We start from the raw sequence: 25,677 nt of genomic DNA, 5'->3' as shown, positions 1-25,677 counted from the left end.
CTATTGCCGGTACATCAGGTGGTCGAAGGTGAAGACCCCTACTATCGGAGTCAGTTCACACACCACGAAGATGCCCTCGGACAGGCTGAAGGCGTCAAGTTCTGTCCAGTGCCGAGATGTCGAAAGACTCACACTCCCTTCACCGGGGTTGATTCGGGGCTCGCTTGACGATGGTGTGGAAACTGGGAAAGCTGTTTTCTCGGCAGACGTGTGACGGGGAACGTGTGCGGGCTGGGGTGAGCGTGGTACCCGATCGGCAGACGGCGGGCGGCACTGCCGCCTCAACGGCCCGGCGCGGGAGGCCCCTTCACACAACTGCCCCACTGACGAGTATCTACTGGGGGTAGTTGGCAGATGACCAAATCCAAGACGCGACTCCGCGTTGCGCGAATTGCAGCCGGCGCGGTTTTCGCGGCTGGTGCTTCGCTCACCGCCGCAGGCGTGGCCCAGGCGGTCAGCCCGGCCGAAGCTGAAACGACACAGTCCGAGACATCGCCCGGCACTCTCGGGCTCCTCGGCGGTGACGACGGCGGGCTCCTCGAAGGCGCCATCACCGGAGTCGACCAGGGCCAGGACGGCGGCGCTCAGGACGGTGGCGCTCAGGACGGTGGCGCTCAGGACGGTGGCGCTCAGGACGGCGGTGCCCAGGACGGTGGCGCTCAGGACGGTGGCGCTCAGGACGGCGGTGCCCAGGACGGCGGCGCTCAGGACGGCGGTGCCCAGGATGGCGGCGCTCAGGACGGCGGTGCCCAGGATGGCGGCGCTCAGGACGGTGGCGCTCAGGATGGCGGCGCTCAGGACGGTGGCGCCCAGGACGGTGGCGCCCAGGACGGCGGGAACGGCAACGGCGGAAACGCCAACGGCGGGAACGGCAACGGCGGCAATGGCGGCAACGCCAACGGCGGCGACAGCGGTGGCGGCGACAGCGGCGGTGGCAACAGCGGCGGTGGCGGCGAGGAGCCTGCCACCATCGGTGGCAGCGGCGGCGGTGGCGGCGACGACACCCCGACCTGCGAGCTGAGCGAGTCCGAGGTGGACTGCGCCGAGGGCGGCGGCACCAAGCCCGACGTCGGCGGTACCGAGCCGGTCGGCCAGGAGAAGCCGAAGGACGAGCTGGCCGAGACCGGTGCGGCCGAGACGACCTTCCTCCTCGTCGGTGCCGCGACCATGATCGCGGGCGGTGTCGGCTTCCGGGTCATGCCGCGCATGCTGAACCGTCGTATGACCGCTGCCTGAGGCGTTCGTACGGCACAGTGACGCACGAGGGGCCCGGGACACGTCAGGTGTCCCGGGCCCCTCGTGCGTCCTCTACGCGACGGCCACCCGCTGGGCCACCACCGCCACCGCTATCAAGGTCAGCAGGAGGCCGAGCAGCGCAGCAGGCGTGAGAGCCGCCAGCGGCCCGCTCTCCTGGTGCAGCCGCGCCCGGTGCGCACGGCACACGGAACAGCGGCCCTCACTCACCGGGCCCGCGCAATTGGCACACACCAGTCGGTCGCATGTCATGCGATCTCCTCCTCAGTCCGCCAACGGCCACGGTGGGTGAAATCGTTCCCCGCCGGGCTCCCCTCCACTGTGCCAGTTACGCCCTGGTACGCCATAGCGAGGGCGGACGCACGGGAAACGCGAGGGAGACGGGCGTCGGCAGATCGTGGGGCCTCGTCGCGATTGTACGGAACGCGCACCGCGGAAACCCGCATACACAGGACGCCGACTGCGCAGTGCACAGCCCGTCGCGTAGGGTCGCCTCCACCAAGGGGAGCTGTAGCGGCTTCCACTGTCCCTACCCAGGCCGACGTGGTGCGAAAACCGTGATCCGATTCGACAGTGTCTCAAAGTCCTACCCCAAGCAGAACCGCCCCGCGCTCCGCGATGTCTCGCTGGAGGTCGAGCGCGGTGAGTTCGTCTTCCTGGTGGGTTCTTCCGGCTCCGGCAAGTCCACCTTCCTCCGGCTGCTGCTCCGTGAGGAGCGTGCTACGCACGGTCAAGTACACGTGCTCGGCAAGGATCTGGCCCGGCTGTCCAACTGGAAGGTGCCGCAGATGCGCCGCCAGCTGGGTACCGTCTTCCAGGACTTCCGCCTCCTTCCGAACAAGACGGTCGCCGAGAACGTCGCGTTCGCGCTCGAGGTGATCGGCAAGTCCCGTGGCCAGACCCGCAAGACCGTGCCCGAGGTGCTCGACCTGGTCGGGCTCGGCGGCAAGGAGGAGCGGATGCCCGGTGAACTCTCCGGTGGTGAGCAGCAGCGGGTTGCCATCGCCCGCGCGTTCGTCAACCGCCCCATGCTGCTGATCGCCGACGAGCCCACGGGCAACCTCGACCCGCAGACGTCCGTCGGCATCATGAAGCTGCTCGACCGGATCAACCGCACCGGAACCACCGTGGTGATGGCCACGCACGATCAGCAGATCGTCGACCAGATGCGCAAGCGCGTCATCGAGCTCGAGGCGGGCCGTCTCGTACGTGACCAGTCGCGCGGCGTCTACGGCTATCAGCACTGAGCTCACGCAAGCAGGAACGCAGGAAAGGACGCCATGCGCGCCCAGTTCGTACTGTCGGAGATCGGTGTCGGTCTCCGCCGCAATCTCACGATGACCTTCGCGGTGATCGTCTCGGTCGCCCTGTCGCTGGCTCTGCTGGGCGGTTCGCTGCTCGCCCGCGACCAGGTGAGCACCATGAAGGGGTACTGGTACGACAAGGTCCAGGTGTCGATCTTCCTCTGCAACAAGAACGACGCCAAGACCGAGGCCTGTGCCGGTGGTGCGGTCACCGAGGCGCAGAAGAAGAAGATCAAGGCCGAGCTCGACGATCTCGACATCGTGGAGAAGGTGTACTACGAGTCCGCCGACGAGGCGTACAAGCACTACAAGGAGCAGTTCAAGGACTCTCCGCTGGTCGACTCGCTCACCTCCGACCAGATGCAGGAGTCATACCGGATCAAGCTCGCCGATCCGACGAAGTTCAAGGTGATCAGTTCCGCCTTCTCGGACAGACAGGGGGTCCAGAAGGTCCAGGACCAGAAGGACCTGCTGGAGAATCTCTTCAACCTGCTCAACGGCATGAACATCGCGGCGCTCTGCGTGATGGCGTTGATGCTGGTGGTCGCCCTGTTGCTGATCATCAATACAGTCCGGGTCTCCGCCTTCAGCAGACGCCGGGAGACCGGGATCATGCGGCTGGTGGGCGCGTCCGGCTTCTACATCCAGTTGCCGTTCATCCTGGAGGCCGCCATCGCGGGCCTCATCGGGGCGGGCTTCGCCTGCACCCTGCTGCTCGGCGGCAAGTACTTCCTGATCGACAACTGGCTGCAGGAGAAGATCCCGCTGATCAACTTCATCGGCTGGGACGCGGTGGCGCAGGTACTGCCGCTTATCCTCGCGGTCGGCATGCTGATGCCCGCTATTGCAGCTTTCTTCGCACTGCGCAAGTACCTCAAGGTGTGACGCAGGACGCGGGTGCCGGAGGGGCAACTGCCCTTGCGGCACCCATGTCTGGCCTAGACTCCGCAACATGTCGGGCACGTGGAAGTATGTGCGCCCCCGCCGCGCCTGTCGCGGGGCCGTCCTGACGCTGGTCTTCGCAAGCGTGCTGGCGACCGGTGCCGCCACCAACTCGTGGGGCGGCGAGACGCACCGTGGCGCAGCCGACCTGCCCCGCCACCGTGCGGGCGACGGTCCCCCTTCGAGTGAACCGAGGCCCGACGCTCCGGAAGCGGCGTCGCCGGGGACGGAGCCGGAATCAGGGCGGGGATCGGACGAGGGTGCGGGCCGCACCTCGGGCGCGCGCGGTCCGGGTGACGCCACCGAGGGCGCCGAGGAGCTGGTCAGCCGGAGCGGCGACCGCTGGTCCGCCGCCTATTCCGCCCGCGAGTACGAGGGGCTGGAGCGGACACTGAGCGGCGAATACGTCGGAGTGGGGATCTCCGTCCGGCGCGGCACCGACGCGGCGGACAGCCGGGTCATCGAGGTGGCGCGGGTCCGGCCGGGCAGCCCGGCTGCCGAGGCCGGGGTGCGCGCGGGTGACCGGCTGCGCGCGGTGGACGGCGAGCGGGTGGCGGCGCTCCCTGTCACGGAGGTCGTCGCACTGCTGCGCGGGGCCGCCTCGGCCGCGAGCCAGGGCCCCGGCAGCACGGTCGAGGTGGAGCTGGGCAGGGACGGCAGGCAGTGGGGCGAGATCCTGCACCGCGCCCTGCTGGCCGACACGAACGTCACCTCCGACAACCTGTCGCCCGAGGTGACGCGGATCAAGATCACCCGCTTCACCGAGGACTCCGGCGAGCAGGTGCGGCGCGCTGTCCGCGAGGTGCCGGACGGCAGCGGCATCCTGCTGGACCTGCGCGGCAACCCCGGGGGACTTGTCGACGAGGCGGCGGACGCGGCCTCCGCCCTGCTGGACGGCGGCCTGGTCGCCACGTACGACGTGAACGGCACCCAGCGCGCGCTGTACGCGGAGCGGGGCGGCGACACCGAAGCACCCGTTGTCGTACTGGTGGACGGCGGCACGATGAGCGCGGCCGAGCTGCTCACCGGAGCGCTGCAGGACCGCGGCCGTGCCGTGGTGGTCGGCTCGCACACCTTCGGCAAGGGTTCGGTCCAGGTGCCGCACCGGATGGCCGACGGCTCGGTCGCGGAGCTGACCGTCGGCCACTACAGGACGCCGGCGGGGCGCTCCGTGGACCGCGCGGGGCTGGCGCCCGACCTCGTCGTGGCCTCCGGTACGGCGGCGGAGTCGAAGGCGCGGACGGTATTGGGTGGCCTCGCGGCGGGCTCGTAGTGGACCATGGTGGGGTTATGGCCAAAAAACAGACGGATCGCAAGTTCATCGCGCAGCACAAGAAGGCGCGCCATGACTACCTCATCCTGGACACGTACGAGTGCGGTGTGGTGCTGACCGGGACGGAGGTCAAGTCGCTGCGCCAGGGCAGGGCCTCGCTCGTCGACGGCTTCGCACAGCTGGACGGCGCCGAGGTGTGGCTGCACAACGTGCACATCTCGGAGTACTCGCAGGGCACGTGGACGAACCACAGTGCCCGGCGCAAGCGGAAGCTGCTGATGCATCGTGCCGAGATCGACAAGCTGATCGGCAAGACGCAGGAGACCGGGTACACGCTGGTGCCGCTGTCGCTGTACTTCAAGGAGGGGCGCGTCAAGGTCGAGCTCGCGCTCGCGAAGGGCAAGAAGGAGTACGACAAGCGGCAGACGCTGCGGGAGAGGGAGGACCGCCGGGACGCGGAGCGGGTGATGTCCGCGGTGAAGCGGAAGGAGCGGGCGTAGCCTGGCCGGGCGCCGGCGCAGGGTCTGGGACCACCGCATCGGGCGGTGGGAACGCACTGGCACCCTCGGGTGTTGTTCCCGTAGGATGGAGACTGCGCCCCTCGGGGTGCGGTGTTTGTTAACTCAACATGGGGATGATCGGTTTCGACAGCGGATGTCGAAGCAGGGGAAGCGAGCCGAGGAACGCGGCAATGATCTCGTTAACCATCTGCCGCAAAAAAATAATCGCCAATAACAAGCGCGATTCCTTCACCCTCGCTGCCTGAGCAGCGACTGTGAGGTGCTGGCCCGGAGGTGTTCCCGCTCCGGTGCCCAGTATCATTTAGGGGACTCACCGCGTAAACCCGGTCACGGGGTTTACCGGGACACTTCACAGTGACTGAGCCCGTCGGAAACTTGTCCGCGTGATTTCCGGGGCTGAGAAAATCGTAGCGGACTGCGCTCGGAGAAGCCCTCCTTCCACTTCGTTGGACGCGGGTTCGATTCCCGCCATCTCCACCCCCGTGTTAAGCCTCCGGCCTGCGAATCTCGCAGGCCGGAGGCTTTTTGCTGTCCGGGGTCGAGTGCTGGCCCCGGTGCTGTCCCGGTGCGGTCTCCTGCTGTGCTGGCGCTGCTGTCACCTCACGTAGCAGGCCGAAGGTGCAGAGTGAAGAAAATATTGGTCTATACCTTGACTGGTTTAGACCAAGAGAGTTGACTGCACTCCGTCATTGATTCCCCCCTGTGGCCAGAGCCGCACGTGAGGAGCGACCCAGTGTTGAGACAGCTCAGGCAGTTCAAACAGTCAGGACAGTTCAGGCAGCGCCTCAAGACCGTCTTCGCGGTGGCGGCCGCATCCGCCACGCTCGCGGTGGTCGTACCGGCGTCGTCCGCGACCGCCGCTCCCGCCGCTCCCGCAGCCGAGGCGGCTGCGGCATGCGCGACCCCCTGGAGCGCCGACAAGGTCTATCTGGGTGGCGACACGGTGTCCCACGCGGGCCACAACTGGTCCGCGAGCTGGTGGACCCAGGGCACCGCACCGGCGGACACCGGCCAGTGGGGAGTCTGGGTGGACAAGGGTGCGTGCGGTGACGGCGGCGGCGACCCCGACCCGGACCCCTCGGGCTTCGTGGTGAGCGAGGCGCAGTTCAACCAGATGTTCCCGAACCGGAACCCCTTCTACACCTACCGCGGCCTGGTCGACGCGCTGCAGTCCTACCCCGGCTTCGCGAACACCGGCAGCGAGGAGACGAAGAAGCGGGAGGCCGCCGCGTTCCTCGCCAACATCAGCCACGAGACTGCCGGTCTCTACTACATCGTGGAGCAGAACGAGGCCAACTACCCGCACTACTGCGACGACAGCAAGCCCTACGGCTGCCCGGCGGGCCAGGCTGCCTACTACGGCCGTGGGCCGATCCAGCTGAGCTGGAACTTCAACTACAAGGCCGCGGGTGACGCGCTGGGCATCGACCTGCTCAACAACCCGTACCTGGTGGAGCGGGACCCGGCCGTGGCGATGCAGACCGCGCTCTGGTACTGGAACACCCAGCAGGGCCCGGGCACCATGACGGCGCACGACGCCATGGTCGGCGGCCACGGCTTCGGCCAGACGATCTGGGCGATCAACGGCGCCCTGGAGTGCGAGGGCGGAAACCCGGCCCAGGTCCAGAGCCGGATCGACAAATACCGGAACTACACCGCGATGCTCGGTGTGACGCCGGGCAGCAACCTCAGCTGCTGATCCGCTAGTGCTGCGTTGGGCAAGGTTTGCCCGCGGGGCGAACCTTGCCTGACGCGGCACTGAGAGCTCGCGCGGATAGGCGGGATGGGCTTCCACCGCCCGCGGACCAGCGACCGGGCCGTCTTCGAGAAGCTGCCGCAGCTCCGGCACATCGCCTGGAGCGCACACCCGCCTGGCAGAACGCCTTCCACCGCCTTGCACGCTGCTAGCCCGGTTGCTTGATGCTCTCGATGATTCGGGCGAAGCCTTCCTCTCCATGGCCTGCATCGATCTGACGCTGGATGAGCCGCTGGACCATGGTGACTACCTCGGTGCTGATGCCCTGGTCGGAACTGGCAGCCAGGAGGTCACTGAGGCTGGAGAACTGGAGGCTCTGCTGCCCTTCGACGGTGTAGTCCCCACCGTCGATGACTGCGGCGAAACCTTGGAAGGCGCCGGTCATGGCGGTCAGCCAAGGTGTGGCCTCAGCAGCGAACTCGCCCGCCGTCACTCCGGCTGGCGCGACCATGGCGGCGCCGTGCATGAATCCGGCGAACATGACGTACATGCCCGCGAGCAGGGCGAGGTCGTACAGGGACGCCAGCCCGGCATCCTCACCGAAGTAGGTACTGGTTCCCCACAGGTCGAGCAGCGGCCTGTACTGATGGAAGACATCGGCCGACCCGCTGTAGAGGATCGATGCCCCAGGCTGGCCGATCATGTGCGGTACGGCCATGATGCCGCCGTCCAGATACGCGACTCCGGCCTGGGCGGCCCAATCCGCCAACTCCCGTGACTGAGCAGGTGACGTCGTCGTCACGTTGACCAGGGTTCGTCCGGCCAGCTCATCGGAGAGCGGATCGAGCACCTCATGGACCGACGCGTGGTCCAGCAGGCATGCGATCACCAATCGGCTGGCCCGGACCGCGTCGCCGGCCGTGTCGGCAGCCTTGGCGCCCTGCGCAACGAGGCCGTCCGCCTTCCCCGGCGAGCGGTTCCAGCATGTGGTCGCGTATCCGGCCTTCACCAGGGCGCCCGCGAGAGCGCTGCCCATAGCCCCTAGCCCGAGAACACTCACCTGGACGCTGCTGTCAGTTGTCATTTTTGGCGCTCCCCCTCGTGTCTGTCCTTCGGCTCGATCCTCTCCGCAGCCGGTAAAGTTGACCAGTACGGACTAATTAGTCGGGTACTCACCCGTAGGTAAGTGCCTCTTGGAGGGCGGATGGCAACTGCAGCGCGACGTGGTCCCTATTTCTGTGGCATCGACGCGGCGATGGACGTAGTCGCCGGCAAGTGGAAGTCGCTCATCCTCTGGGAGCTCCACCACCACGGGATCCGCCGGTTCGCCGAGCTTCGACGCGGTCTGCCTGGTGTCAGCGAGAAGATGCTGATTCAACATCTGCGGGAGATGGAAGAAGACGGGCTCGTGCATCGTGAGGTGTACCGCGAGGTGCCGCCGAAGGTCGAGTACTCCTTGACGGAGCACGGCGTCTCGCTCAACGTGGCCCTGGCCTCCTTGGGTGAATGGGGGACCGCACGCATGGGGCGGATCGGGGCCGAAAAGATCTCCGGCGACGTTGCCGCGACAGCTCGGCGCTAGTGCTGCGGGCCGGATCGTAGATACAGGTCTCTCCCTGTGATCACAGAGCGCCGCGACTCCGTGATCGCTAAGCCTTGAGCCTGTCCTACTCCTGGGGCGCTCCATCACACCTGCCCGCGCGAGCTCTGGGACAGCAGACCCTGAGGATGCCGGAACCCCGCCGCAGCGGTGGCGGCGGCCAGCGCCGCTGCGGTGACCGGCACCCAGTAACCCGTGCTCGCACCCTCTCCGAGGTGCTGCGCAGCCCATCCGCCCGTCGCCGACCCGGCGGCGACGCCGCCGAGCAGAGCGGTGACCGAGAGCGTCATGCCCTCGTTGAGCCGCGCGGCCGGGGTGACCAGCTGGACGAGCGTCATCCCGGTGACCATGGTCGGCGCCGTGGCCATCCCCGCGAGCAGCAGCCCCGCCCCGACGGCCGCCAGACTGCCGGTCGTGGTGGCAGCAAGCAGCGGGAGCGTCATCAGTACCGCCATCGCGCACACGCACAGCACGAACCGCCGTGCGAGCGGCCCAGGCGGCCGCAGCGCGCCGAAGACCAGCCCCGCCGCTGCCGAGCCCCCGGCCTGCAGAGCGAGGACGACGCCCGCCGCCCCCTGGTGGCCCAGCTCGTCCGCGAAGGCCAGCGTCACCACCTCCATCGAGCCGAAGACCGCCCCGGTGCACAGGAAGGTGAACAGCAGCGGAGGCATTCCCCGCAGCCGTAGGGGTGACCGCTGGCGGCCGGGGGTGCGCGGACTGGGCGGCGGTTCGGTGCGCCGCTGCGAGGCGAACAGCAGCACCCCGGTGAGCAGCAGGAACGCGGCGGTCAGCGTGCCCGCCTCCGGGAAGAACGCCGTGCACAGGAGGGCGGCGATTACCGGCCCGAGCATGAAGCACAGCTCGTCGGCGGCCTGTTCGAAGGAGTTCGCGGTGTGCCGGGCGGCGGCGTCGTCGCGGTAGAGGTACGCCCACCGGGCGCGTGACATGCCACCGGTGTTCGGTGTGGTCGCGGTCGACACGTAGGCGGCGAACAGCGACCAGTCGGGCGCGTCGTAGCGGACGCACAGGGCAAGCGCGACCGAGCCGCCGACCGCGAGGGCCGCGGCGGGCACCATGATGCGCGCCTGCCCGTACCGGTCCACCAGGCGGGCGGTGAGCGGCCCGACGACCGCGGTCGCGGCGAGCCCGCAAGCGGTCACGGCACCGGCGAGCGCGTACGAGTCCCGGGAACCGGCGATCATGATCACCGCGGAGACGGTGAGCATCCCCATCGGCAGCCGTGCGATGAGGTTGCCGGCGGTGAAGGCCACGGAGCCGGGCGCGGTGAAGAGGCGCGCGTACGGGGCCGCCCACCGGGGGCCGGTCCATCTCCGTCCGGTCCATCTCGGTGCGGCGCCGCGCGGTGCGCGGCGGTCGGGGGAGCGGCGGCGACCGGAGGTGTCGGCTCCCGCACGTGGCAGCACGATCAGCCGGTCGCCGGAGACGGTGAACAGCGGGCCGTCCGCCGGTGCATCCGGGTTGTCCGGGGTCTCGGAGGCGTCCCGGATGTCTCCGGTGCGGGAGGGAGATTTCGGCATGTGCACCACACTTCCGGAGTGCGTCCGCCCAGGTCCAACACCTTTTCAGAGCCCACTCACGCACTCTCGTTGTCAATATCTCGATGCGGCGGACGCCGGGCCGCCCTCGTCGGCGACAATCAGCCCGTGCCCCATGAGACCGACCCCCGCCTGCTGCGCGCCTTCGTCACCGTCGCCGAGGAACTGCACTTCACCCGTGCCGCCGCCCGGCTCTTCGTCGCGCAGCAGGCCCTCAGCAGGGACATCCGGCGGCTGGAGGGCGAGTGGGGCGCCACGCTCCTCCTGCGGACGACGCGCCGGGTGACCGTGACCCCTGAGGGAGAGCGGCTGCTGCCGTACGCGCGAGCGGTGCTCGCCGCGCACGACGCGCTGGCCGCGGCGGTCTCGGCTGCCGACCGGCCGCTGCTCGTCGATGTGGCCGCCCCCGTCAGCACGGGGCAGCGGGTGCTCGACGCGGCTCGGCTGGGTGCGCCCGGGGTGGAGTTCGTCGCCCGTTTCCACAGCGGCCTGGCTGGTGCGTCCGCCGATCTGCTCGCCGGGCGGCTCGACGTCTCCTTCGGCCGGGTCGCCGGGCTGGCGCCGCATGTGCTGGCCGGACTGGACCACACCCTGATCCGCTACGAACGCGTCGCCGTACTGCTGCCCGAGGACCATCCGCTCGCGGGCCTGCCCGCGATCCCGCTCTCCCGGCTGGCGGGCGAGACGCTCTACGCCGGAGCGGGCAACGCGGACACCACGGAGTGGACCGACTTCGCCCGCGCCCTCTTCGCCGGGCGCGGCATCGCGCTGGCCGCACCCTTCCCCAAGCTGGAGGGCGAGGAGGAGTTCACCCGTGTCGTACGCAAGCAGGGCTGGTCGGTGTTGGCCAGCGAGGTCTTCATCGGCGTACCGGGGATGGTGCTGCGCCCGCTGACCGATCCGGTGGCGCTGGCTCCGGTCTCCCTGGTGTGGCGGCGCGGGCTGCGCCATCACGGACTGGAGGTGCTGCGGGCGGAGGCGGCCCGGCTGGCCTCGGACGGCGGCTGGCTGGAGGTGCCGGACGGCGCCTGGCTTCCGGCGGCGGACCGGGTGCTGTGCGCGCCGTGACAGGAGCGTTCAACTGCGTCGCGGCACGGTGGTGATCCTTCCCGCGGGTCGCTAATGTGAGCCCGTCGCGAAGGCCCCGCCCGTGCTCACGAAGCCGCGCGGCGCCGGGTGAGCCGACGGTTTCACGGGTGTCACCTGGCGGCACGGCGTGGAAATCCCTGCTGCCTAGCCTCTGCCCGTGACAGGGAACCGGCCCAGTCCGGCCAACCGCCCGGGAGGCGTCCATGACCGCTCCAACCGCCGCCGTCCACCGACGAGGACGACGCTGGATCGAGCACTGGGATCCCGAGGACGCGGAGTTCTGGGAGAACGGCGGAAAGCGGATCGCCCGCCGGAACCTCGCCTACTCGGTGCTCGCCGAGCACATCGGCTTCTCGGTCTGGAGCATGTTCTCCGTGCTCGCGCTCTTCATGGGCCCGGAGTACGGAATCGACGCGGCCGGGAAGTTCTTCCTGGTGGCGGTCGCCTCGCTGGTCGGCGCGGTGCTGCGGGTGCCGTACGGCTTCGCGGTGGCCCGCTTCGGCGGCCGGAACTGGACGGTGTTCAGCGCCGGCATGCTGCTGCTGCCGATGATCGCGCTGCTGTTCGTGCTCGAACCGGGCACCTCGTACGGCACTTTCGTGGCGGTGGCCGTGCTCACCGGGGTCGGCGGCGCCAACTTCGCCTCCGCCATGACGAACATCAACAGCTTCTATCCGCTGCGCCTGAAGGGCCGGGCGCTCGGGCTGAACGCGGGCGGCGGGAACATCGGCGTCGCCGTGGTGCAGCTGGCCGCGCTGCTGGTGATCGGCGTGGCCGGAGCGGATCGGCCGCGCCTGCTGCTGGCCGCCTACCTGCCGCTGATCGTGCTGGCCACGCTGTGCGCCCTGCGGTACATGGACAACCTGGGCCCGGTCACCAACGACACCGGTGCCGCGCGGGAGGCCGCGGCGGACCGGCACACCTGGATCATGGCGGTGCTCTACATCGGCACCTTCGGCTCGTTCATCGGCTACAGCTTCGCCTTCGGACTGGTCCTCCAGGGGCAGTTCGACCGCACGCCGCTGCAGGCCGCCGCGCTGACCTTCATCGGCCCGCTGCTCGGCTCGCTGATCCGGCCGGTCGGCGGCCAGCTGGCGGACCGGCGGGGCGGGGCGCGGGTCACGCTGTGGACCTTCGTCCTGATGACCGCGGCCTCCGCCGTGGTCATCACCGCGTCGATACGGGCCTCGCTCCCGCTCTTCGTCACCGGCTTCGTACTGCTGTTCATCCTCACCGGCGTCGGCAACGGGTCGTCCTACAAGATGATCCCCGCCATACACGAGGCCGGGGCCCGGTCCCGCGGCCTCACCGGAGAGGCCGCCTCGGCCCACGCGCGGCGGCTGTCCGGTGCCGCGATGTCCCTGATCGGCGCGGTGGGCGCCATCGGCGGACTCGGCATCAACCTCGCGCTGCGGCAGTCCTTCGTCAGCACCGGGGGAGGTACGGGCGCCTTCATCGCCTTCGCCTGCTACTACGTGCTCTGCGCCTTCGTCACCTGGGCGGTATACCTGCGGGTGAGGCCCCTCGCCGCTGCGGGGCGCAACACTGCTGCGGGGCGTAACACTGAGGAAATGCCCGCGAACCGGGACCGTCACGGACCGTTGACAGGCTCGGCACCGGGTCGGTGAACAGCACACCGGTGCACGGATGAACCGGTGGGCCCTTCTTGAGGAACACTGTGGACGAGGAGCGCATGGATCAGCTCAACCCCGCGCACGAGATCAAACCCCTGGAAGGCTTCACCGTCGGGGTCACCGCCGCCCGGCGCGCCGAAGAGCTGGGGAACCTGCTGGAGCGCCGGGGTGCCGAGATCCTGCACGCGCCCGCGCTGCGCATCGTCCCGCTCTCCGACGACGCCGAACTGCTGGCCGCCACCACCCGGCTGACCGAGACCCCGCCCGACGTGGTGGTGGCCACCACCGCCATCGGCTTCCGCGGCTGGCTGGAGGCCGCGGACGGCTGGGGCCTCGGCGACGCACTGCGGGAGCGGATGGCGGGAGCCCAGCTGCTGGCGCGCGGCCCCAAGGTGCGCGGTGCGGTGCGGGCGGCAGGGCTGCGGGAGAAGTGGTCACCGGCCTCCGAGTCGATGGCAGAGGTGCAGCGGCGACTGCTGGACGAGGGTGTGCAGGGGCGGCGGATCGCGGTGCAGCTGCACGGCGAGCCGCTGTCCGGATTCTCGGAGGCGCTGCGAGAACAGGGCGCGGACGTGGTGGGGGTGCCGGTGTACCGCTGGCTGCCCCCGGAGGACATCAGGCCGGTGGACCGCCTGCTCGACGCCGTCCTCGCCCGGAGCATGGACGCGGTGACCTTCACCAGCGCGCCCGCCGCCGCCTCGCTGCTGAAACGTGCTGCCGAGCGGGGCATCCAGAAAGAACTGCTGGCGGCGCTGAGCGGCGAGGTCTTCGCCGCGTGCGTGGGCCCGATGACGGCGGCGCCACTGGAGCGGCACGGCGTGCCGACCGGGCAGCCGGAGCGCTTCCGGCTGGGCCCGCTGGTGCAGCTGCTCTGCGCCGAGCTGCCCGGCCGGGTGCGGCCTCTGGAGATCTCCGGACACCAGGTCGGGATCCGCGGTCACGCCGTGATCGTGGACGGCGAGCTGCGCGCGGTACCGCCCGCCGGTATGGCGCTGCTGCGGGTGCTGGCCGAACGGCCGGGCTGGGTGGTCCCGCGCGCGGAACTGCTCCGCGCGCTGCCCGGCTCGGGCCGCGACGAGCACGCGGTCGAGACGGCCATGACACGGCTGCGGTCGGCGCTGGGCACGCCCGGCCTGATCCAGACGGTGGTGAAGCGCGGCTACCGGATCGCGACGGACCCGGCCGGGACCTGAGGGCTGTCCCGTGATCCCTGGTGGATCAGCGCGCGGCGTCAGATGCGGTGCTTCGCAAGGCGGAGGGGCGTCCTCATACTGGGCGTGTCCGGGCGCTCCGGCAACGCAGCGAGGTGCCGCAGCTGTCGTCGTGCGCCCGCCAGGGATCACGGGACAGCCCTTAGGGCCTCTCGGGGGTATTCGACCTCCTGCCGGGGCTGACCGCGGGTGCACACCGCACTCTCGGTCGCGTACGGTTGACGGCTGCCCTGAGTACGGAAGAAGGGGGCCGCGTTGGCAACGCAGGACACAGCCGAGCACACCGTGCGGGACGACGGCGTCCGGGACCGCGAGATCCGGGCGGAGCAAGGCCACCTCGACCGGGTGTACCGCCGCCTGGAGGAGAAGATCGACGAGGCCGAGTTCCTGATGAAGGACGCCTCGGAGCGGTCGCAGGTCGGCACCCCGGGGGCCCTCGCCGAGCGCGACGCGCAGGTCTTCCGGGCGGGGGTCCATCTGAACCGGCTCAACAGCGAGTTCGAGGACTTCCTCTTCGGCCGCGTCGACCTGCTGGCCGGCAAGGACAGCGTGCGCGGCGCGGACGGGGCGTACCAGTCGCTGGAGCCCGACGAGTCGGCGATACGCGTCGACGGCAGCGCCGACATCGCCGAGACCCTGCACATCGGACGCCTCGGCGTGCTCGACTCCGACTACTCGCCGCTGGTGATCGACTGGCGGGCACCCGCCGCCGCGCCCTTCTACCGGGCCACACCACTGGACCCGGGCCGCGTCGTCCGGCGCCGGGTGATCCGGAGCAAGGGGCGCCGCGTGCTCTCGGTCGAGGACGACCTGCTGCGCCCGGAGGTCCGCGCCAGCCTGGACGGCGCCGAGCTGGCCGTCGTCGGCGACGGCGCGCTGATGGCCGCGCTCGGGCGGGCCCGCGGCCACGCCATGCGGGACATCGTGGCGTCCATCCAGGCGGAGCAGGACTTGGTCATCCGGGCACCGGCCGCCTCGGTGACGGAGGTGGAGGGCGGCCCCGGCACCGGCAAGACCGCCGTCGCCCTGCACCGGGCCGCCTATCTGCTCTACCGGGACCGGCGTCGCTACGCGGGCGGCATCCTGATCGTGAGCCCGACACCGCTGCTGGTGTCGTACACGGAGGGCGTGCTGCCCTCGCTGGGCGAGGAGGGCCAGGTCGCCATCCGCGCGCTGGGCTCGCTGGCGGACGGGGCGGAGGCAGCCGCGTTCGACCCGCAGCCCGTGGCCCGGATCAAGGGCTCCGGCCGCATGGCACGGGTGCTGCGCAACGCCGCACGCGGCGCCCTGGAGACGGTGGGAGCGCCCGGAGCGCCCGCCTCGGCGTCCGATGCGCCGTCCGACGCGACGTCCGGGATGCTGCCCGGAATGGCCCTGGAAGCCACGGAGGCTCCCCACGCCCGCCAGGCGCCGCACCGTACGCCCACCCGGCTGCGGGTCGTCGTGTTCGGCGCCCGCGTCGAGCTGGGGCCCGAGGAGCTGCGCCGGGCCAGACAGCAGGCGCTGGGCGGCACCGCGCCGGTCAACCTGATGCGGCCACGCGCCCGGCGGTTCGTGCTGGACGCGCTCTGGGAGAAGTCCGGTGCGGCCGGCCGCCACCTGGACGATCCGGAGCTGGCGGCGGAGACGCGCCAGGCGTTCGACGAGGACGTCTCGACGGAGCCGGAGTTCACCGACTTCATGGACGCCTGGTGGCCCGAGCTCACCCCGCGCCGGGTGCTCGCCGCGATGGCGGACCAGGGGAGCCTGGAGCGCTGGGCACGCCGGACGCTGCGCGGTGCGGAGGTGCGGCTGCTGGCGCGGTCACTGCGCAGGCTGGACGCGGCGGGGGACGGGCCGCTGTCCGTGCACGATGTCGCGCTGCTGGACGAGCTGCAGACGCTGCTGGGTACGCCCGTGCGGCCACGGCAGCCGACCGAGGCCGACATGCTGGCGGAGCTGGGCGTACAGGAGCTGACCACCGCTGCCGACCGCAACCAGGGCCGCCAGAGTCGGACGCAGCGCCTCGCCGAGGAGCGCACCGAGTACGCGCACGTGATCGTGGACGAGGCGCAGGATCTGACGCCGATGCAGTGGCGGATGGTCGGCCGCCGGGGCAGGCACGCGACTTGGACGGTCGTGGGTGACCCGGCGCAGAGTTCCTGGACCGACACGCAGGAGGCCGCCGCCGCGCGGGACGAGGCGCTGGGCACCCGGCCGCGCCGCCGTTTCGAACTGACCGTCAACTATCGCAATCCCGCCGAGGTCGCCGTGCTGGCCGACCGGGTGCTGGCGCTGGCGATGCCGGGGTCGGTGCCACCGGCGGCGGTGCGCTCCACCGGCATGGAGCCCCGGTTCGCCCTCGCGCGGGGCGGATTGGGCGCTGCCGTTCGGGAGGAGACGCGGCGGCTGCTGGCCGAGGTGGAAGGCACGGTCGGCGTCGTCGTCGCCATGGAGCGGCGCGCGGAGGCGCGCGAGTGGCTGGCCGGGCTGGGGGGCCGGGCGGTGGCGCTGGGGAGTCTGGAGGCCAAGGGGCTGGAGTACGACGCGACGCTGGTGGTGTCGCCCGCCGAGATCGCGGGCGTGGCCTCGCGCGAGCAGGTCTCCAAGGGGGAGCGCCCGGCCGGTCTGCGGGTGCTGTACGTGGCGCTGACGCGCGCCACCCAGCGGCTGACGATCCTGTCGGCGGAGGGGGACTTGCCCGACGAGGACGGGGTGCCCGATCTGCTGAAGGGGTGAGGAGGAGCCCCGGCGCGGCATCCTGGAAGGGGTGATTCCGGCGGGGCCGACCCGGGCGGCGGAATCGGTCGCGTGCGGGGGAATCGCCTCGTGGGACTCTTTGTTAGCCTTGTGAGTGGCACCGGCCCGATCCATGCCCCCGGGCCCAACCATAGTCGCTACGAGCGACCACTTGCCGCGAGGCGAGCTGGCGGGTCGGTGCCACCTTGAAGTCGTTTTTCTTACGAAATGACGCGGACTTGCTCCGCCTGCGGCCCCTTGCGCCCTGCCCCGATCTCGAACTCCACGCGCTGCGTGTCCTCCAGGCTGCGATAGCCCTCGCCGTCGATCGAGCTGTAGTGGACGAAGACGTCCGGCCCGCCGCCTTCCTGGGCGATGAAGCCGTATCCCTTCTCCGCGTTGAACCACTTGACCGTGCCCTGAGCCATGTCCTGGTCTCCCGTGAGTGCAGACGGTTGCGGGCCAGATCCTAGGACGTTTCGGGGCAATTCATGATGATTGATGACGCATTTTCTTCTGAAGTGACCCGTGGCGGCTCACGTAGCGACCCGTGCGGCGGTCCACCCGGCTCCACGGAATGAGGGCTTCCGTAACCCCTGTTCCTCTCGTATGGTGGAATTCTGTTTCCAATACTGGAGGGTGGTTACCGCGCACCCGCCGGTAGGTGGGATTATCTCTGGTGCGCCGCACGGCGCATCGTGACAAGGGAAAGCAGAGGAAGTCGGCCATGGCAACCGCGCCAAGCGTCTCGTATTCGATGACGGTCCGTCTGGAAGTCCCCGCCGGCGGGTCCGCGGTCAGTCAGCTCACCACGGTCGTGGAGTCCTCCGGAGGTTCGGTCACCGGCCTCGACGTGACCGCCTCCGGCCATGAACGGCTCCGGATCGACGTCACGATCGCCGCGACCTCCACCGCGCACGCCGACGAGATCGTCGGCAAGCTGCGCGGCATCGAGGGTGTGACGCTGGGCAAGGTCTCCGACCGTACGTTCCTGATGCACCTCGGCGGCAAGATCGAGATGTCTTCGAAGCATCCTATTCGCAACCGTGACGATCTCTCCATGGTGTACACCCCTGGCGTCGCCCGGGTGTGCATGCAGATCGCCGAGAATCCCGAGGACGCCCGGCGGCTGACCATCAAGCGGAACAGCGTCGCGGTGGTCACCGACGGCTCGGCCGTGCTCGGCCTGGGCAACATCGGCCCGCAGGCCGCGCTGCCGGTGATGGAGGGCAAGGCGGCCCTCTTCAAGCGGTTCGCGGGCATCGACGCCTGGCCGATCTGCCTGGACACACAGAACTCCGACATGATCGTGGAGACCGTCAAGGCAATCGCCCCGGGCTTCGCGGGCATCAACCTGGAGGACATCTCGGCGCCCCGCTGCTTCGAGATCGAGGCGCGGCTGCGCGAGGCGCTGGACATCCCCGTCTTCCACGACGACCAGCACGGCACCGCCATCGTCGTGCTCGCCTCGCTGCACAACGCGCTGCGCGTGGTGGGCAAGCGGATCGAGGACGTACGGGTCGTCATGTCCGGGGCGGGCGCGGCGGGTACGGCGATCCTGCGGCTGCTGCTGTCGGCCGGCGTCAAGCACGCGGTCGTCGCCGACATCCACGGTGTGGTCCACGCGGGCCGCGAGGACCTGGTCAGCGCCGAGGTGGACTCGCCACTGCGCTGGATCGCCACGAACACCAACCCCGAAGGGGTCACCGGCACTCTCAAGGACGCCGTGGCGGACTCGGACGTGTTCATCGGCGTCTCCGCGCCCAACGTGCTCGGGGCGGCGGACGTGGCGACGATGGCCGAGGGCGCCATCGTGTTCGCGCTCGCCAATCCCGACCCGGAGGTAGACCCCGCGGAGGCCCGTCGTACGGCCACCGTGGTCGCCACCGGGCGCTCCGACTTCCCCAACCAGATCAACAACGTGCTGGTCTTCCCCGGCGTCTTCCGCGGCCTGCTGGACGCCCAGTCGCGCACGGTCGACGACGAGATGATGCTGGCCGCCGCCCGCGCCCTCGCGGACGTCGTGCACGAGGACGAGCTGAACGCGAACTACATCATCCCCAGCGTCTTCAACGAGAAGGTCGCCGGCGCCGTCGCCGGGGCGGTGCGCGACGCGGCCAAGCCGCCGCGCAGCACCGAGCCGGGGTCGCTGGGCGAGCCCACCGAGCTGACGGACTGACCCCCGCGCGAGGTGGCGGCGACGGGCCCGTCCGGTGAGAGCTCGGTCACGAAGGGCCCGAGCCCGCCCCCGCCCGGCGCGTCGCGGGATGCAGCACCCGTACGGCCCCCTTAGGGTTGCGGAAGCCGCACCGGACAGAGCCTTGAGGCGTCAGCCGCGAGCCACTGGCACTTTTCGGGTGACGCAGCCGGGTACCGGTTTGCGAGCCGGATTGGATTTCCCGCCGCAGGTGGGGGCAGGATGCGTCACTGGGCGCGGGGGTCTGAACGAGACCCGGGTCCGGGGAGTGTCCGAGGCCCCTGGCAGCATCGGCTTCGAACTCACGCCTCATCGGCAAGAAGAACACGGGAGTAACAGACTATGAACCGCAGTGAGCTGGTGGCCGCTCTGTCCGAGCGCGCCGAGGTGACCCGTAAGGACGCCGACGCCGTTCTGGCCGCGCTCGCCGAGACCGTTGGCGAGGTTGTCTCCAAGGGAGACGAGAAGGTCACCATCCCCGGCTTTCTCACCTTCGAGCGTACGCACCGTGCCGCTCGTACGGCGCGTAACCCGCAGACCGGTGACCCGATCGAGATCCCGGCCGGATACAGCGTCAAGGTTTCGGCGGGCTCCAAGCTGAAGGAAGCCGCCAAGGGCAAGTGATCCGCTGACAGCTGGCGGGCAAGGAGAGGGGCGGGCCCCCCAGCGGGGGGGGGCCCCCCCACGGGGCGGGGGGGGGGTCCGGGGGGGGGGCGCCCCCCGGGGGGGGGGCCCGCCCCTCTCGGCGTCTGGCGGTGCTTACGGGCGTTCGACCTTCGCACCCAGTGCCGACAGCTTGTCCATGAAGTTCTCGTAGCCACGGTTGATCAGGTCGATGCCGTGCACCCGAGAGGTGCCCTGCGCGGCCAGCGCGGCGATCAGGTACGAGAACCCGCCCCGCAGGTCGGGGATGACCAGATCCGCGCCCTGGAGCTTGGTGGGCCCCGAAACGACGGCCGAGTGCAGGAAGTTCCGCTGCCCGAAGCGGCACGGGGTGCCGCCCAGGCACTCCCGGTAGACCTGGATGTGCGCGCCCATCTGGTTGAGCGCGGAGGTGAAGCCGAGCCGCGACTCGTACACCGTCTCGTGCACGATGGACAGGCCGGACGCCTGCGTCAGCGCCACCACCAGCGGCTGCTGCCAGTCGGTCTGGAAACCGGGGTGCACGTCCGTCTCCAGCGCGATGGCGTTCAGCGGGCCGCCGGGGTGCCAGAAGCGGATGCCCTCGTCGCCGACCTCGAACGCGCCGCCGACCCGGCGGAAGGTGTTGAGGAAGGTCATCATCTCCCGCTGCCGGGCGCCGTGCACGTACACGCTGCCCCCGGTCGCGAGCGCCGCGCTCGCCCAGGAGGCCGCCTCCAGGCGGTCCGGCAGGGCACGGTGCGTGTAGCCGCCGAGGCGGTCCACGCCGGTGATGCGGATGGTGCGGTCCGTGTCCATCGAGATGATCGCGCCCATCTTCTGCAGCACGCAGATGAGGTCCTCGATCTCCGGTTCGACGGCGGCGTTGGAGAGTTCGGTCACACCCTCCGCCAGCACGGCGGTGAGCAGCACCTGCTCGGTGGAGCCCACCGAGGGGTACGGCAGCTGGATCTTGCAGCCGCGCAGGCGCTGCGGCGCCTCCAGATACTGGCCGTCGGCCCGCTTCTCGATCGTCGCGCCGAACCGGCGGAGCACGTCGAAGTGGAAGTCGACGGGCCGTCCGCCGATGTCGCAGCCGCCCAGCCCGGGAATGAAGGCGTGGCCCAGACGGTGCAGCAGCGGGCCGCAGAAGAGGATCGGGATGCGCGAGGACCCCGCGTGCGCGTCGATGTCGGCGACGTTCGCGCTCTCCACGTGCGAGGGGTCGAGCACCAGCTCACCCGGCTCGTCACCGGCGCGCACGGTCACACCGTGCAGTTGCAGCAGGCCGCGTACGACCCGGACGTCGCGGATGTCGGGCACATTGCGCAGTCGGCTCGGCTCACTGCCGAGCAGCGCGGTCACCATGGCCTTGGGCACCAGGTTCTTCGCGCCACGGACTCGGATCTCCCCCTCGAGGGGGGTGCCGCCGTGGACTAGCAGGACATCATCGGTGCCGGTCATGGATCTCCGCGTTCCTGGAGATGGGCTGGGACAGTCAGCAAGCGTAATCGCCAAGCTGCCGGATTATGCACGGGTGTGCCAGTGCCCGGCCCGCACCGGCTCTCGGCGACCGGATGCCGTCCGTACGGACGGTCAGCGTGTGGCAGCCCAGGGTCACGGGCCGGCCCCGCCGAACGGGCGGCGCGCGGCCGGCGGGCGGCGCCGGATCGGGCGTTGACCTCCCGCGAACGCCGCCGGTGCGGGATCATTGCGGCATGACCGAGGTGTCTTCGCTCACCGGGCGGCTGCTGGTCGCGTCCCCGGTGCTGTCCGACCCGAACTTCGACCGCGCCGTCGTCCTCGTCCTCGACCACGACGACGAGGGTGCGCTGGGCGTGGTGCTGAACCGTCCGACACCCGTCGGAGTGGGCGACATCCTGGAGCCCTGGGCGGAGCTGGCGGGTGAGCCCGGTGTCGTCTTCCAGGGCGGCCCGGTCTCGCTGGACGCGGCGCTGGGCGTGGCCGTGGTGCCGTCCGCCCGCGGTCATTCCGGCAGCGGCCCGGCGGGCTGGCGCCGGGTGCACGGGGCGATCGGTCTGGTGGATCTGGAGGAGCCGCCCGAGCTGCTGGCCGGGGAGCTGGGCTCGCTGCGCATCTTCGCGGGTTACGCCGGCTGGGGCGCCGGGCAGCTGGACGTTGAGCTGTCCGAGGGGGCCTGGTATGTCGTGGAGTCCGAGCCGGGGGACGTCTCCTCGCCGGCTCCGGAGCGGCTGTGGCGTTCCGTGCTGCGGCGGCAGCGCAGCGAACTGGCGATGGTGGCCACCTATCCGGACGATCCGTCGCTGAACTGAGTCACGGTCGTGAGGCGGTTAAGCTTGGGTCACATGAGCACACTCGAGCCCGAGCGCGGGGCGGGCACCGGCACGCTGGTCGAGCCGACCCCGCAGACATCGCACGGCGACGGCGACCACGAGCGCTTCGCCCACTATGTCCAGAAGGACAAGATCATGGCGAGCGCGCTGGACGGGACTCCCGTCGTCGCGCTCTGCGGCAAGGTCTGGGTACCGGGGCGCGACCCGAAGAAGTACCCGGTCTGCCCCATGTGCAAGGAGATCTTCGAAACCATGGGCGCCGGTGGGGACAAGGGCGGAAAGGGAGGCAAGGACGGCAAGGGCGACGGCAAGAAGTAGCAGCCGCTGACCTGCTTTCCGTTCCGCCGGTCCCCGTGCCCGCCGCCCGCGTTCCGTACGCGGGCGGTGTGGGACGCGTGCAGCGCGCCCCGGCCCGCCTCTTCGAGTGAGAGGCGGGCCGGGGCGCGCTGTGCTGTCTGCCGCCCCTCCCCGCACGTGTCGCTCCCGTGCGTGCCCCTCCTCCCGTGCGTGCCACTCCCGTCCGGCCCCCAACCCTGTGCTCCCGTGGCGTGACGCCGCGGGGCGGGCCGTTGCACGGAGCGCTTCGGCGGATTACGGGTTGGTCGAGACCTCTTGTGGGCGGGTGCCTGCGCCCATAACCTCCTGCGAAGTTGTGCAGCACGAAACAGCCGTTGCGAATGTTGCAACTCACTGCTGGGGGTTCCGCTCATGAGAGTTTCCGCCCGCGTGGCCGCGTCGATAGCGGCCCTCACCCTCGCCGGACTGTCGGCCACGGCCTGCGCGCCGTCCTCGTCCGGCGACGGCGACCAGAAGGACGAGAAGAGCGGCACCCTGCGGGTGTGGCTCTTCCAGGAGGTCAACAACAAGCCGAAGAAGGCGATCGTCAACGACGTCGTCGCCGAGTTCGAGAAGGCGCACGACGGCGCCAAGGTGGATGTGCAGTACATCCCCGTCGACAGCCGCGCCGAGAAGATCAAGGGCGCCCTCAACGACCCCGACTCCGCCCCCGACGTGATCGAGTTCGGGAACACGGACACCGCCGGGTATGTGGCCGACGGCGGGCTCGCCGACGTCTCCAAGGAGTTCGCCGCCTGGGACGAGGCCAAGGACCAGGACCCCACCGCCAAGGAGTCGGTGACCGTCGACGGGAAGATCTACGGGGCGCCGCTCTTCGTGGGCGTGCGCGCGCTCTACTACCGCACCGATGTCTTCAAGGACCTGGATCTCACGGTACCCAAGACGCTCGGCGAGGTCGCCTCCACGGCGAAGAAGATCCGCAAGGAACGGCCCGAGATGTACGGGCTGATGGTCGGCGGCGCCTACACCTACGGCGCCCTGCCGTTCATCTGGGCCAACGGCGGCGAGATCGCCGAGAAGAAGGGCGACTCCTTCACCTCCACCATCCAGAGCGCGGAGGCCCAGAAGGGCATCAAGGCGTACACCGACCTGTTCGGCAAGCACAACTGCCCGCCCGCCAACTGCGCCCAGATGGGCGGCAACGACAACGTCGAGGCGTTCACCAGCGGCAAGGCCGGGATGGTGCTGGGCGGCGACTTCAACCGCCAGGCCATGGAGGAAGGCGAGGTCAAGGGCAAGTACAAGGTCGTACCGCTGCCGGGCGTGAAGGCGGGCGAGACCGCCCCCGGGTTCGCGGGCGGCAACAACGTCGGCGTCATGAAGAGCACCTCGCACCGCACGCTGGCCGTCGACCTGATGAAGCGGCTCGCGAGCAAGGAGACCCAGAAGCGCCTCTTCGACGGCATGGGCTTCCTGCCGACCTACTCCGACACCCGGGAGAAGATCGCGGCCCAGAAGCCGTGGGTCGCCCCGTTCGTGCAGACGCTGGAAAACGGTGCCAAGTTCGTGCCGTCGAGCCCCGCCTGGGGCCAGATCGACGCGGGGATGGTCCTGCCGACCATGTTCCAGCAGATCGTCAGCGGCAAGCAGAGCGTGGAAGACGCCGCCGACGACGCCGCGAAGAAGATGGATGAGGCATTCGCACAGTGAAGACCACCGCACCCGTCTCACGGCGCGGGGGCAGGTGGACACCCTGGCTCTACCTGACCCCCGCGCTGGTGGTACTGGCCGCCCTGCTGGCCTACCCCATCTACCAGTTGGGCCTGATATCCCTCCTGGAGTACACCCAGGCCCAGGTCAGCGGCGGCGAGACCGCCACCTTCGAGGGGTTCGCGAACTACACCGAGCTCTTCGGCGACCAGCAGTTCTGGAGTGTGCTGCTGGCCACGGTCGTCTTCGCGACCCTGTGCGTGACGGGCACCCTGACGGTGGGCTGCAGCCTCGCCGTGCTCCTCACCCGTATCCGGACGCTGCCCCGGCTGGCGCTGATGATGGCCGCGCTCGGCGCCTGGGCGACACCCGCGATCACCGGGTCCACCGTCTGGATGTTCCTCTTCGACGCCGACTTTGGGCCGGTCAACAAACTCCTCGGCCTGGACGACTACTCCTGGACGTACGGGCGCTACAGCGCCTTCTTCCTGGTGTTCCTCGAAATCGTCTGGTGCTCGTTCCCCTTCGTCATGGTGACGATGTACGCCGGGATCAGGGCGATTCCCGGCGAAGTACTGGAGGCCGCCTCACTGGACGGCGCCTCAGCGGTACGCACCTGGCGCAGCATCATGGCGCCGATGCTGCGGCCCATCCTCATCGTGGTGACGATCCAGTCCATCATCTGGGACTTCAAGGTGTTCACCCAGATCTATGTCATGACGGACGGCGGCGGCATCGCCGGACAGAATCTCGTACTGAATGTCTACGCGTACCAGAAGGCGTTCTCCTCCTCGCAGTACAGCCTCGGATCGGCAATCGGTGTCGTCATGCTGGTGATCCTGCTGGGCGTCACGCTCGTGTATCTGCGACTGCTCCGGCGGAGAGGTGAGGAACTGTGATGATGCGAGTCAAGAGGCCCTGGCGGCTCGCCGCGGAGACGGTGGCGGTGCTCATCGCCGTCGTCGTCGCCTTCCCGCTCTACTGGATGCTGCTGTCCGCCTTCAAACCGGCAGGTGAGGTGCAGTCGGACGAACCTCGGCCCTGGACGCTGAGCCCGTCTCTCGACTCTTTCCAGCGCGTCTTCGAACAGCAGGACTTCGGGCGGTACTTCCTCAACAGCCTGCTGGTCGCGAGCGCCGTGGTCGTCGCCTCCGCGCTCATCGCCTTTCTCGCGGCGACCGCGGTCACGCGTTTCCGGTTCAAATTCCGCACGACGCTGCTCATCATGTTTCTCACCGCGCAGATGGTGCCCATCGAGGCGCTGACCATCCCGATGTTCTTCCTCATGCGGGACTTCAACGCGCTCAACACGCTCGCCTCCCTGATCATTCCGCATATCGCCTTCTCGTTGCCCTTCGCCATCTGGATGCTGCGCGGGTTCGTGAAGGCGGTACCGGAGGCGCTGGAGGAACAGGCGTTCATCGACGGGGCCAGCCGCACCAGATTCCTGTGGCAGATACTCTTCCCGCTGGTATTCCCCGGACTGGTGGCGACGAGTGTCTTCTCGTTCATCACCACCTGGAACGACTTCCTGTTCGCCAAGTCCTTCATCATCAGCGCCACCGAGAACTCCACACTGCCGATGGCGCTGCTCGTCTTCTTCGACACCGAAACCCCGGACTGGGGCGGTGTCATGGCGGCATCGACCATCATGACGATCCCCGTCCTGATCTTCTTCATCGCCGTGCAGCGGCACCTGGTCTCCGGCCTCGGCGGAGCCATGAAGGACTGACGAACCC

General features: G+C 69.6%; 23 protein-coding genes and 1 other RNA gene. 19 read left to right on the top strand and 5 right to left on the bottom strand.

Going from position 1 to position 25,677, the window contains the following annotated elements:
- Positions 1–354: 354 nt before the first annotated feature.
- Positions 355–1,236, top strand: coding sequence for a collagen-like protein (locus LHJ74_RS15575; protein WP_260218618.1), 882 nt, complete (start codon positions 355–357; stop codon positions 1,234–1,236).
- Between the two features lie 72 nt (positions 1,237–1,308).
- Here the strand turns inward: LHJ74_RS15575 and LHJ74_RS15570 are convergent, their stop codons facing one another.
- Positions 1,309–1,506 carry a hypothetical protein gene (locus LHJ74_RS15570; protein WP_260218617.1) on the bottom strand — a complete coding sequence of 66 codons (198 nt, stop codon included), beginning with the start codon at positions 1,504–1,506 and terminating at the stop codon, positions 1,309–1,311.
- Positions 1,507–1,811: 305 nt separating this feature from the next.
- On the opposite strand from LHJ74_RS15570, the gene ftsE reads away from it, so the two are divergent.
- The 6 genes from ftsE (at position 1,812) to LHJ74_RS15540 (ending at position 6,993) form a co-directional block, all read left to right on the top strand.
- Complete coding sequence (gene ftsE / locus LHJ74_RS15565; protein WP_260218616.1) at positions 1,812–2,501, top strand: cell division ATP-binding protein FtsE; 690 nt, start codon at positions 1,812–1,814, stop codon at positions 2,499–2,501.
- Positions 2,502–2,534: 33 nt separating this feature from the next.
- The gene (gene ftsX, locus LHJ74_RS15560; RefSeq protein ID WP_260218615.1) at positions 2,535–3,443 is read left to right on the top strand and encodes a permease-like cell division protein FtsX; all 909 of its coding nucleotides are present in this window, start codon (positions 2,535–2,537) and stop codon (positions 3,441–3,443) included.
- 67 nt (positions 3,444–3,510) lie between these two features.
- Entirely contained in the window at positions 3,511–4,773 is a 1,263-nt protein-coding gene (locus tag LHJ74_RS15555; protein ID WP_260218614.1) for a S41 family peptidase, read from the top strand.
- Positions 4,774–4,790: 17 nt separating this feature from the next.
- Positions 4,791–5,273, top strand: coding sequence for an SsrA-binding protein SmpB (gene smpB, locus LHJ74_RS15550; protein WP_260218613.1), 483 nt, complete (start codon positions 4,791–4,793; stop codon positions 5,271–5,273).
- 130 nt (positions 5,274–5,403) lie between these two features.
- Positions 5,404–5,774: a transfer-messenger RNA gene (ssrA, locus tag LHJ74_RS15545) on the top strand.
- A gap of 256 nt (positions 5,775–6,030) precedes the next feature.
- The gene (locus LHJ74_RS15540; protein WP_375546752.1) at positions 6,031–6,993 is read left to right on the top strand and encodes a glycoside hydrolase family 19 protein; all 963 of its coding nucleotides are present in this window, start codon (positions 6,031–6,033) and stop codon (positions 6,991–6,993) included.
- A 205-nt stretch (positions 6,994–7,198) separates the two neighbouring features.
- Here the strand turns inward: LHJ74_RS15540 and LHJ74_RS15535 are convergent, their stop codons facing one another.
- Positions 7,199–8,074, bottom strand: coding sequence for an NAD(P)-dependent oxidoreductase (locus LHJ74_RS15535; protein ID WP_260218612.1), 876 nt, complete (start codon positions 8,072–8,074; stop codon positions 7,199–7,201).
- Positions 8,075–8,194: 120 nt separating this feature from the next.
- On the opposite strand from LHJ74_RS15535, the gene LHJ74_RS15530 reads away from it, so the two are divergent.
- Positions 8,195–8,572: a winged helix-turn-helix transcriptional regulator gene (locus LHJ74_RS15530; RefSeq protein ID WP_260218611.1), complete on the top strand. Its 378-nt coding sequence runs from the start codon at positions 8,195–8,197 to the stop codon at positions 8,570–8,572.
- Positions 8,573–8,676: 104 nt separating this feature from the next.
- Here LHJ74_RS15530 and LHJ74_RS15525 read toward each other — a convergent pair whose 3' ends face one another.
- Entirely contained in the window at positions 8,677–10,128 is a 1,452-nt protein-coding gene (locus LHJ74_RS15525; protein WP_260218610.1) for an MFS transporter, read from the bottom strand.
- 126 nt (positions 10,129–10,254) lie between these two features.
- On the opposite strand from LHJ74_RS15525, the gene LHJ74_RS15520 reads away from it, so the two are divergent.
- The 4 genes from LHJ74_RS15520 (at position 10,255) to LHJ74_RS15505 (ending at position 16,798) form a co-directional block, all read left to right on the top strand.
- Positions 10,255–11,214: a LysR family transcriptional regulator gene (locus LHJ74_RS15520; protein WP_260218609.1), complete on the top strand. Its 960-nt coding sequence runs from the start codon at positions 10,255–10,257 to the stop codon at positions 11,212–11,214.
- A gap of 224 nt (positions 11,215–11,438) precedes the next feature.
- Positions 11,439–12,863 (top strand): nitrate/nitrite transporter, encoded by a 1,425-nt coding sequence (locus LHJ74_RS15515; RefSeq protein WP_260218608.1) that lies wholly within the window; start codon positions 11,439–11,441, stop codon positions 12,861–12,863.
- A 65-nt stretch (positions 12,864–12,928) separates the two neighbouring features.
- Entirely contained in the window at positions 12,929–14,062 is a 1,134-nt protein-coding gene (locus LHJ74_RS15510; RefSeq protein ID WP_260218607.1) for a uroporphyrinogen-III synthase, read from the top strand.
- 273 nt (positions 14,063–14,335) lie between these two features.
- Positions 14,336–16,798, top strand: coding sequence for a HelD family protein (locus LHJ74_RS15505; RefSeq protein ID WP_260218606.1), 2,463 nt, complete (start codon positions 14,336–14,338; stop codon positions 16,796–16,798).
- Positions 16,799–17,019: 221 nt separating this feature from the next.
- On the opposite strand, the gene LHJ74_RS15500 is transcribed toward LHJ74_RS15505, so the two are convergent.
- Positions 17,020–17,226 (bottom strand): cold-shock protein, encoded by a 207-nt coding sequence (locus LHJ74_RS15500; protein WP_260218605.1) that lies wholly within the window; start codon positions 17,224–17,226, stop codon positions 17,020–17,022.
- A 299-nt stretch (positions 17,227–17,525) separates the two neighbouring features.
- Between LHJ74_RS15500 and LHJ74_RS15495 the strand changes: the two genes are divergently transcribed.
- Positions 17,526–18,977, top strand: coding sequence for an NAD-dependent malic enzyme (locus tag LHJ74_RS15495; RefSeq protein ID WP_260218604.1), 1,452 nt, complete (start codon positions 17,526–17,528; stop codon positions 18,975–18,977).
- A 360-nt stretch (positions 18,978–19,337) separates the two neighbouring features.
- On the top strand, positions 19,338–19,619 hold the full coding sequence (locus LHJ74_RS15490; protein ID WP_045866949.1) for an HU family DNA-binding protein: 282 nt from the start codon (positions 19,338–19,340) through the stop codon (positions 19,617–19,619).
- Positions 19,620–19,754: 135 nt separating this feature from the next.
- On the opposite strand, the gene murA is transcribed toward LHJ74_RS15490, so the two are convergent.
- A complete protein-coding gene (gene murA, locus LHJ74_RS15485) occupies positions 19,755–21,080 on the bottom strand; it encodes a UDP-N-acetylglucosamine 1-carboxyvinyltransferase (RefSeq protein ID WP_260218603.1) in 1,326 nt (441 codons plus the stop codon).
- 254 nt (positions 21,081–21,334) lie between these two features.
- Here murA and LHJ74_RS15480 point away from each other — a divergent pair, with 254 nt between their 5' ends.
- The 5 genes from LHJ74_RS15480 to LHJ74_RS15460 all read left to right on the top strand — a co-directional run bounded on the left by LHJ74_RS15480 (position 21,335) and on the right by LHJ74_RS15460 (position 25,670).
- Positions 21,335–21,910, top strand: a complete 576-nt coding sequence (locus LHJ74_RS15480; RefSeq protein ID WP_260218602.1) for a YqgE/AlgH family protein — start codon at positions 21,335–21,337, stop codon at positions 21,908–21,910.
- 33 nt (positions 21,911–21,943) lie between these two features.
- Positions 21,944–22,249 carry a DUF3039 domain-containing protein gene (locus LHJ74_RS15475; RefSeq protein WP_260218601.1) on the top strand — a complete coding sequence of 102 codons (306 nt, stop codon included), beginning with the start codon at positions 21,944–21,946 and terminating at the stop codon, positions 22,247–22,249.
- A 390-nt stretch (positions 22,250–22,639) separates the two neighbouring features.
- Positions 22,640–23,938: an extracellular solute-binding protein gene (locus LHJ74_RS15470; protein ID WP_260218600.1), complete on the top strand. Its 1,299-nt coding sequence runs from the start codon at positions 22,640–22,642 to the stop codon at positions 23,936–23,938.
- Positions 23,935–24,837 carry a carbohydrate ABC transporter permease gene (locus LHJ74_RS15465; protein WP_260218599.1) on the top strand — a complete coding sequence of 301 codons (903 nt, stop codon included), beginning with the start codon at positions 23,935–23,937 and terminating at the stop codon, positions 24,835–24,837. The genes LHJ74_RS15470 and LHJ74_RS15465 overlap by 4 nt, the downstream gene beginning before the upstream one ends.
- Positions 24,837–25,670, top strand: a complete 834-nt coding sequence (locus LHJ74_RS15460) for a carbohydrate ABC transporter permease (RefSeq protein ID WP_260218598.1) — start codon at positions 24,837–24,839, stop codon at positions 25,668–25,670. The genes LHJ74_RS15465 and LHJ74_RS15460 overlap by 1 nt, the downstream gene beginning before the upstream one ends.
- The last annotated feature ends 7 nt before the right edge of the window (positions 25,671–25,677 follow it).

The organism is Streptomyces gossypii (genome assembly GCF_025165795.1).
GTDB classification, from domain to species: domain Bacteria; phylum Actinomycetota; class Actinomycetes; order Streptomycetales; family Streptomycetaceae; genus Streptomyces; species Streptomyces gossypii.
This window is presented reverse-complemented; position numbering and strand designations above follow the sequence as displayed.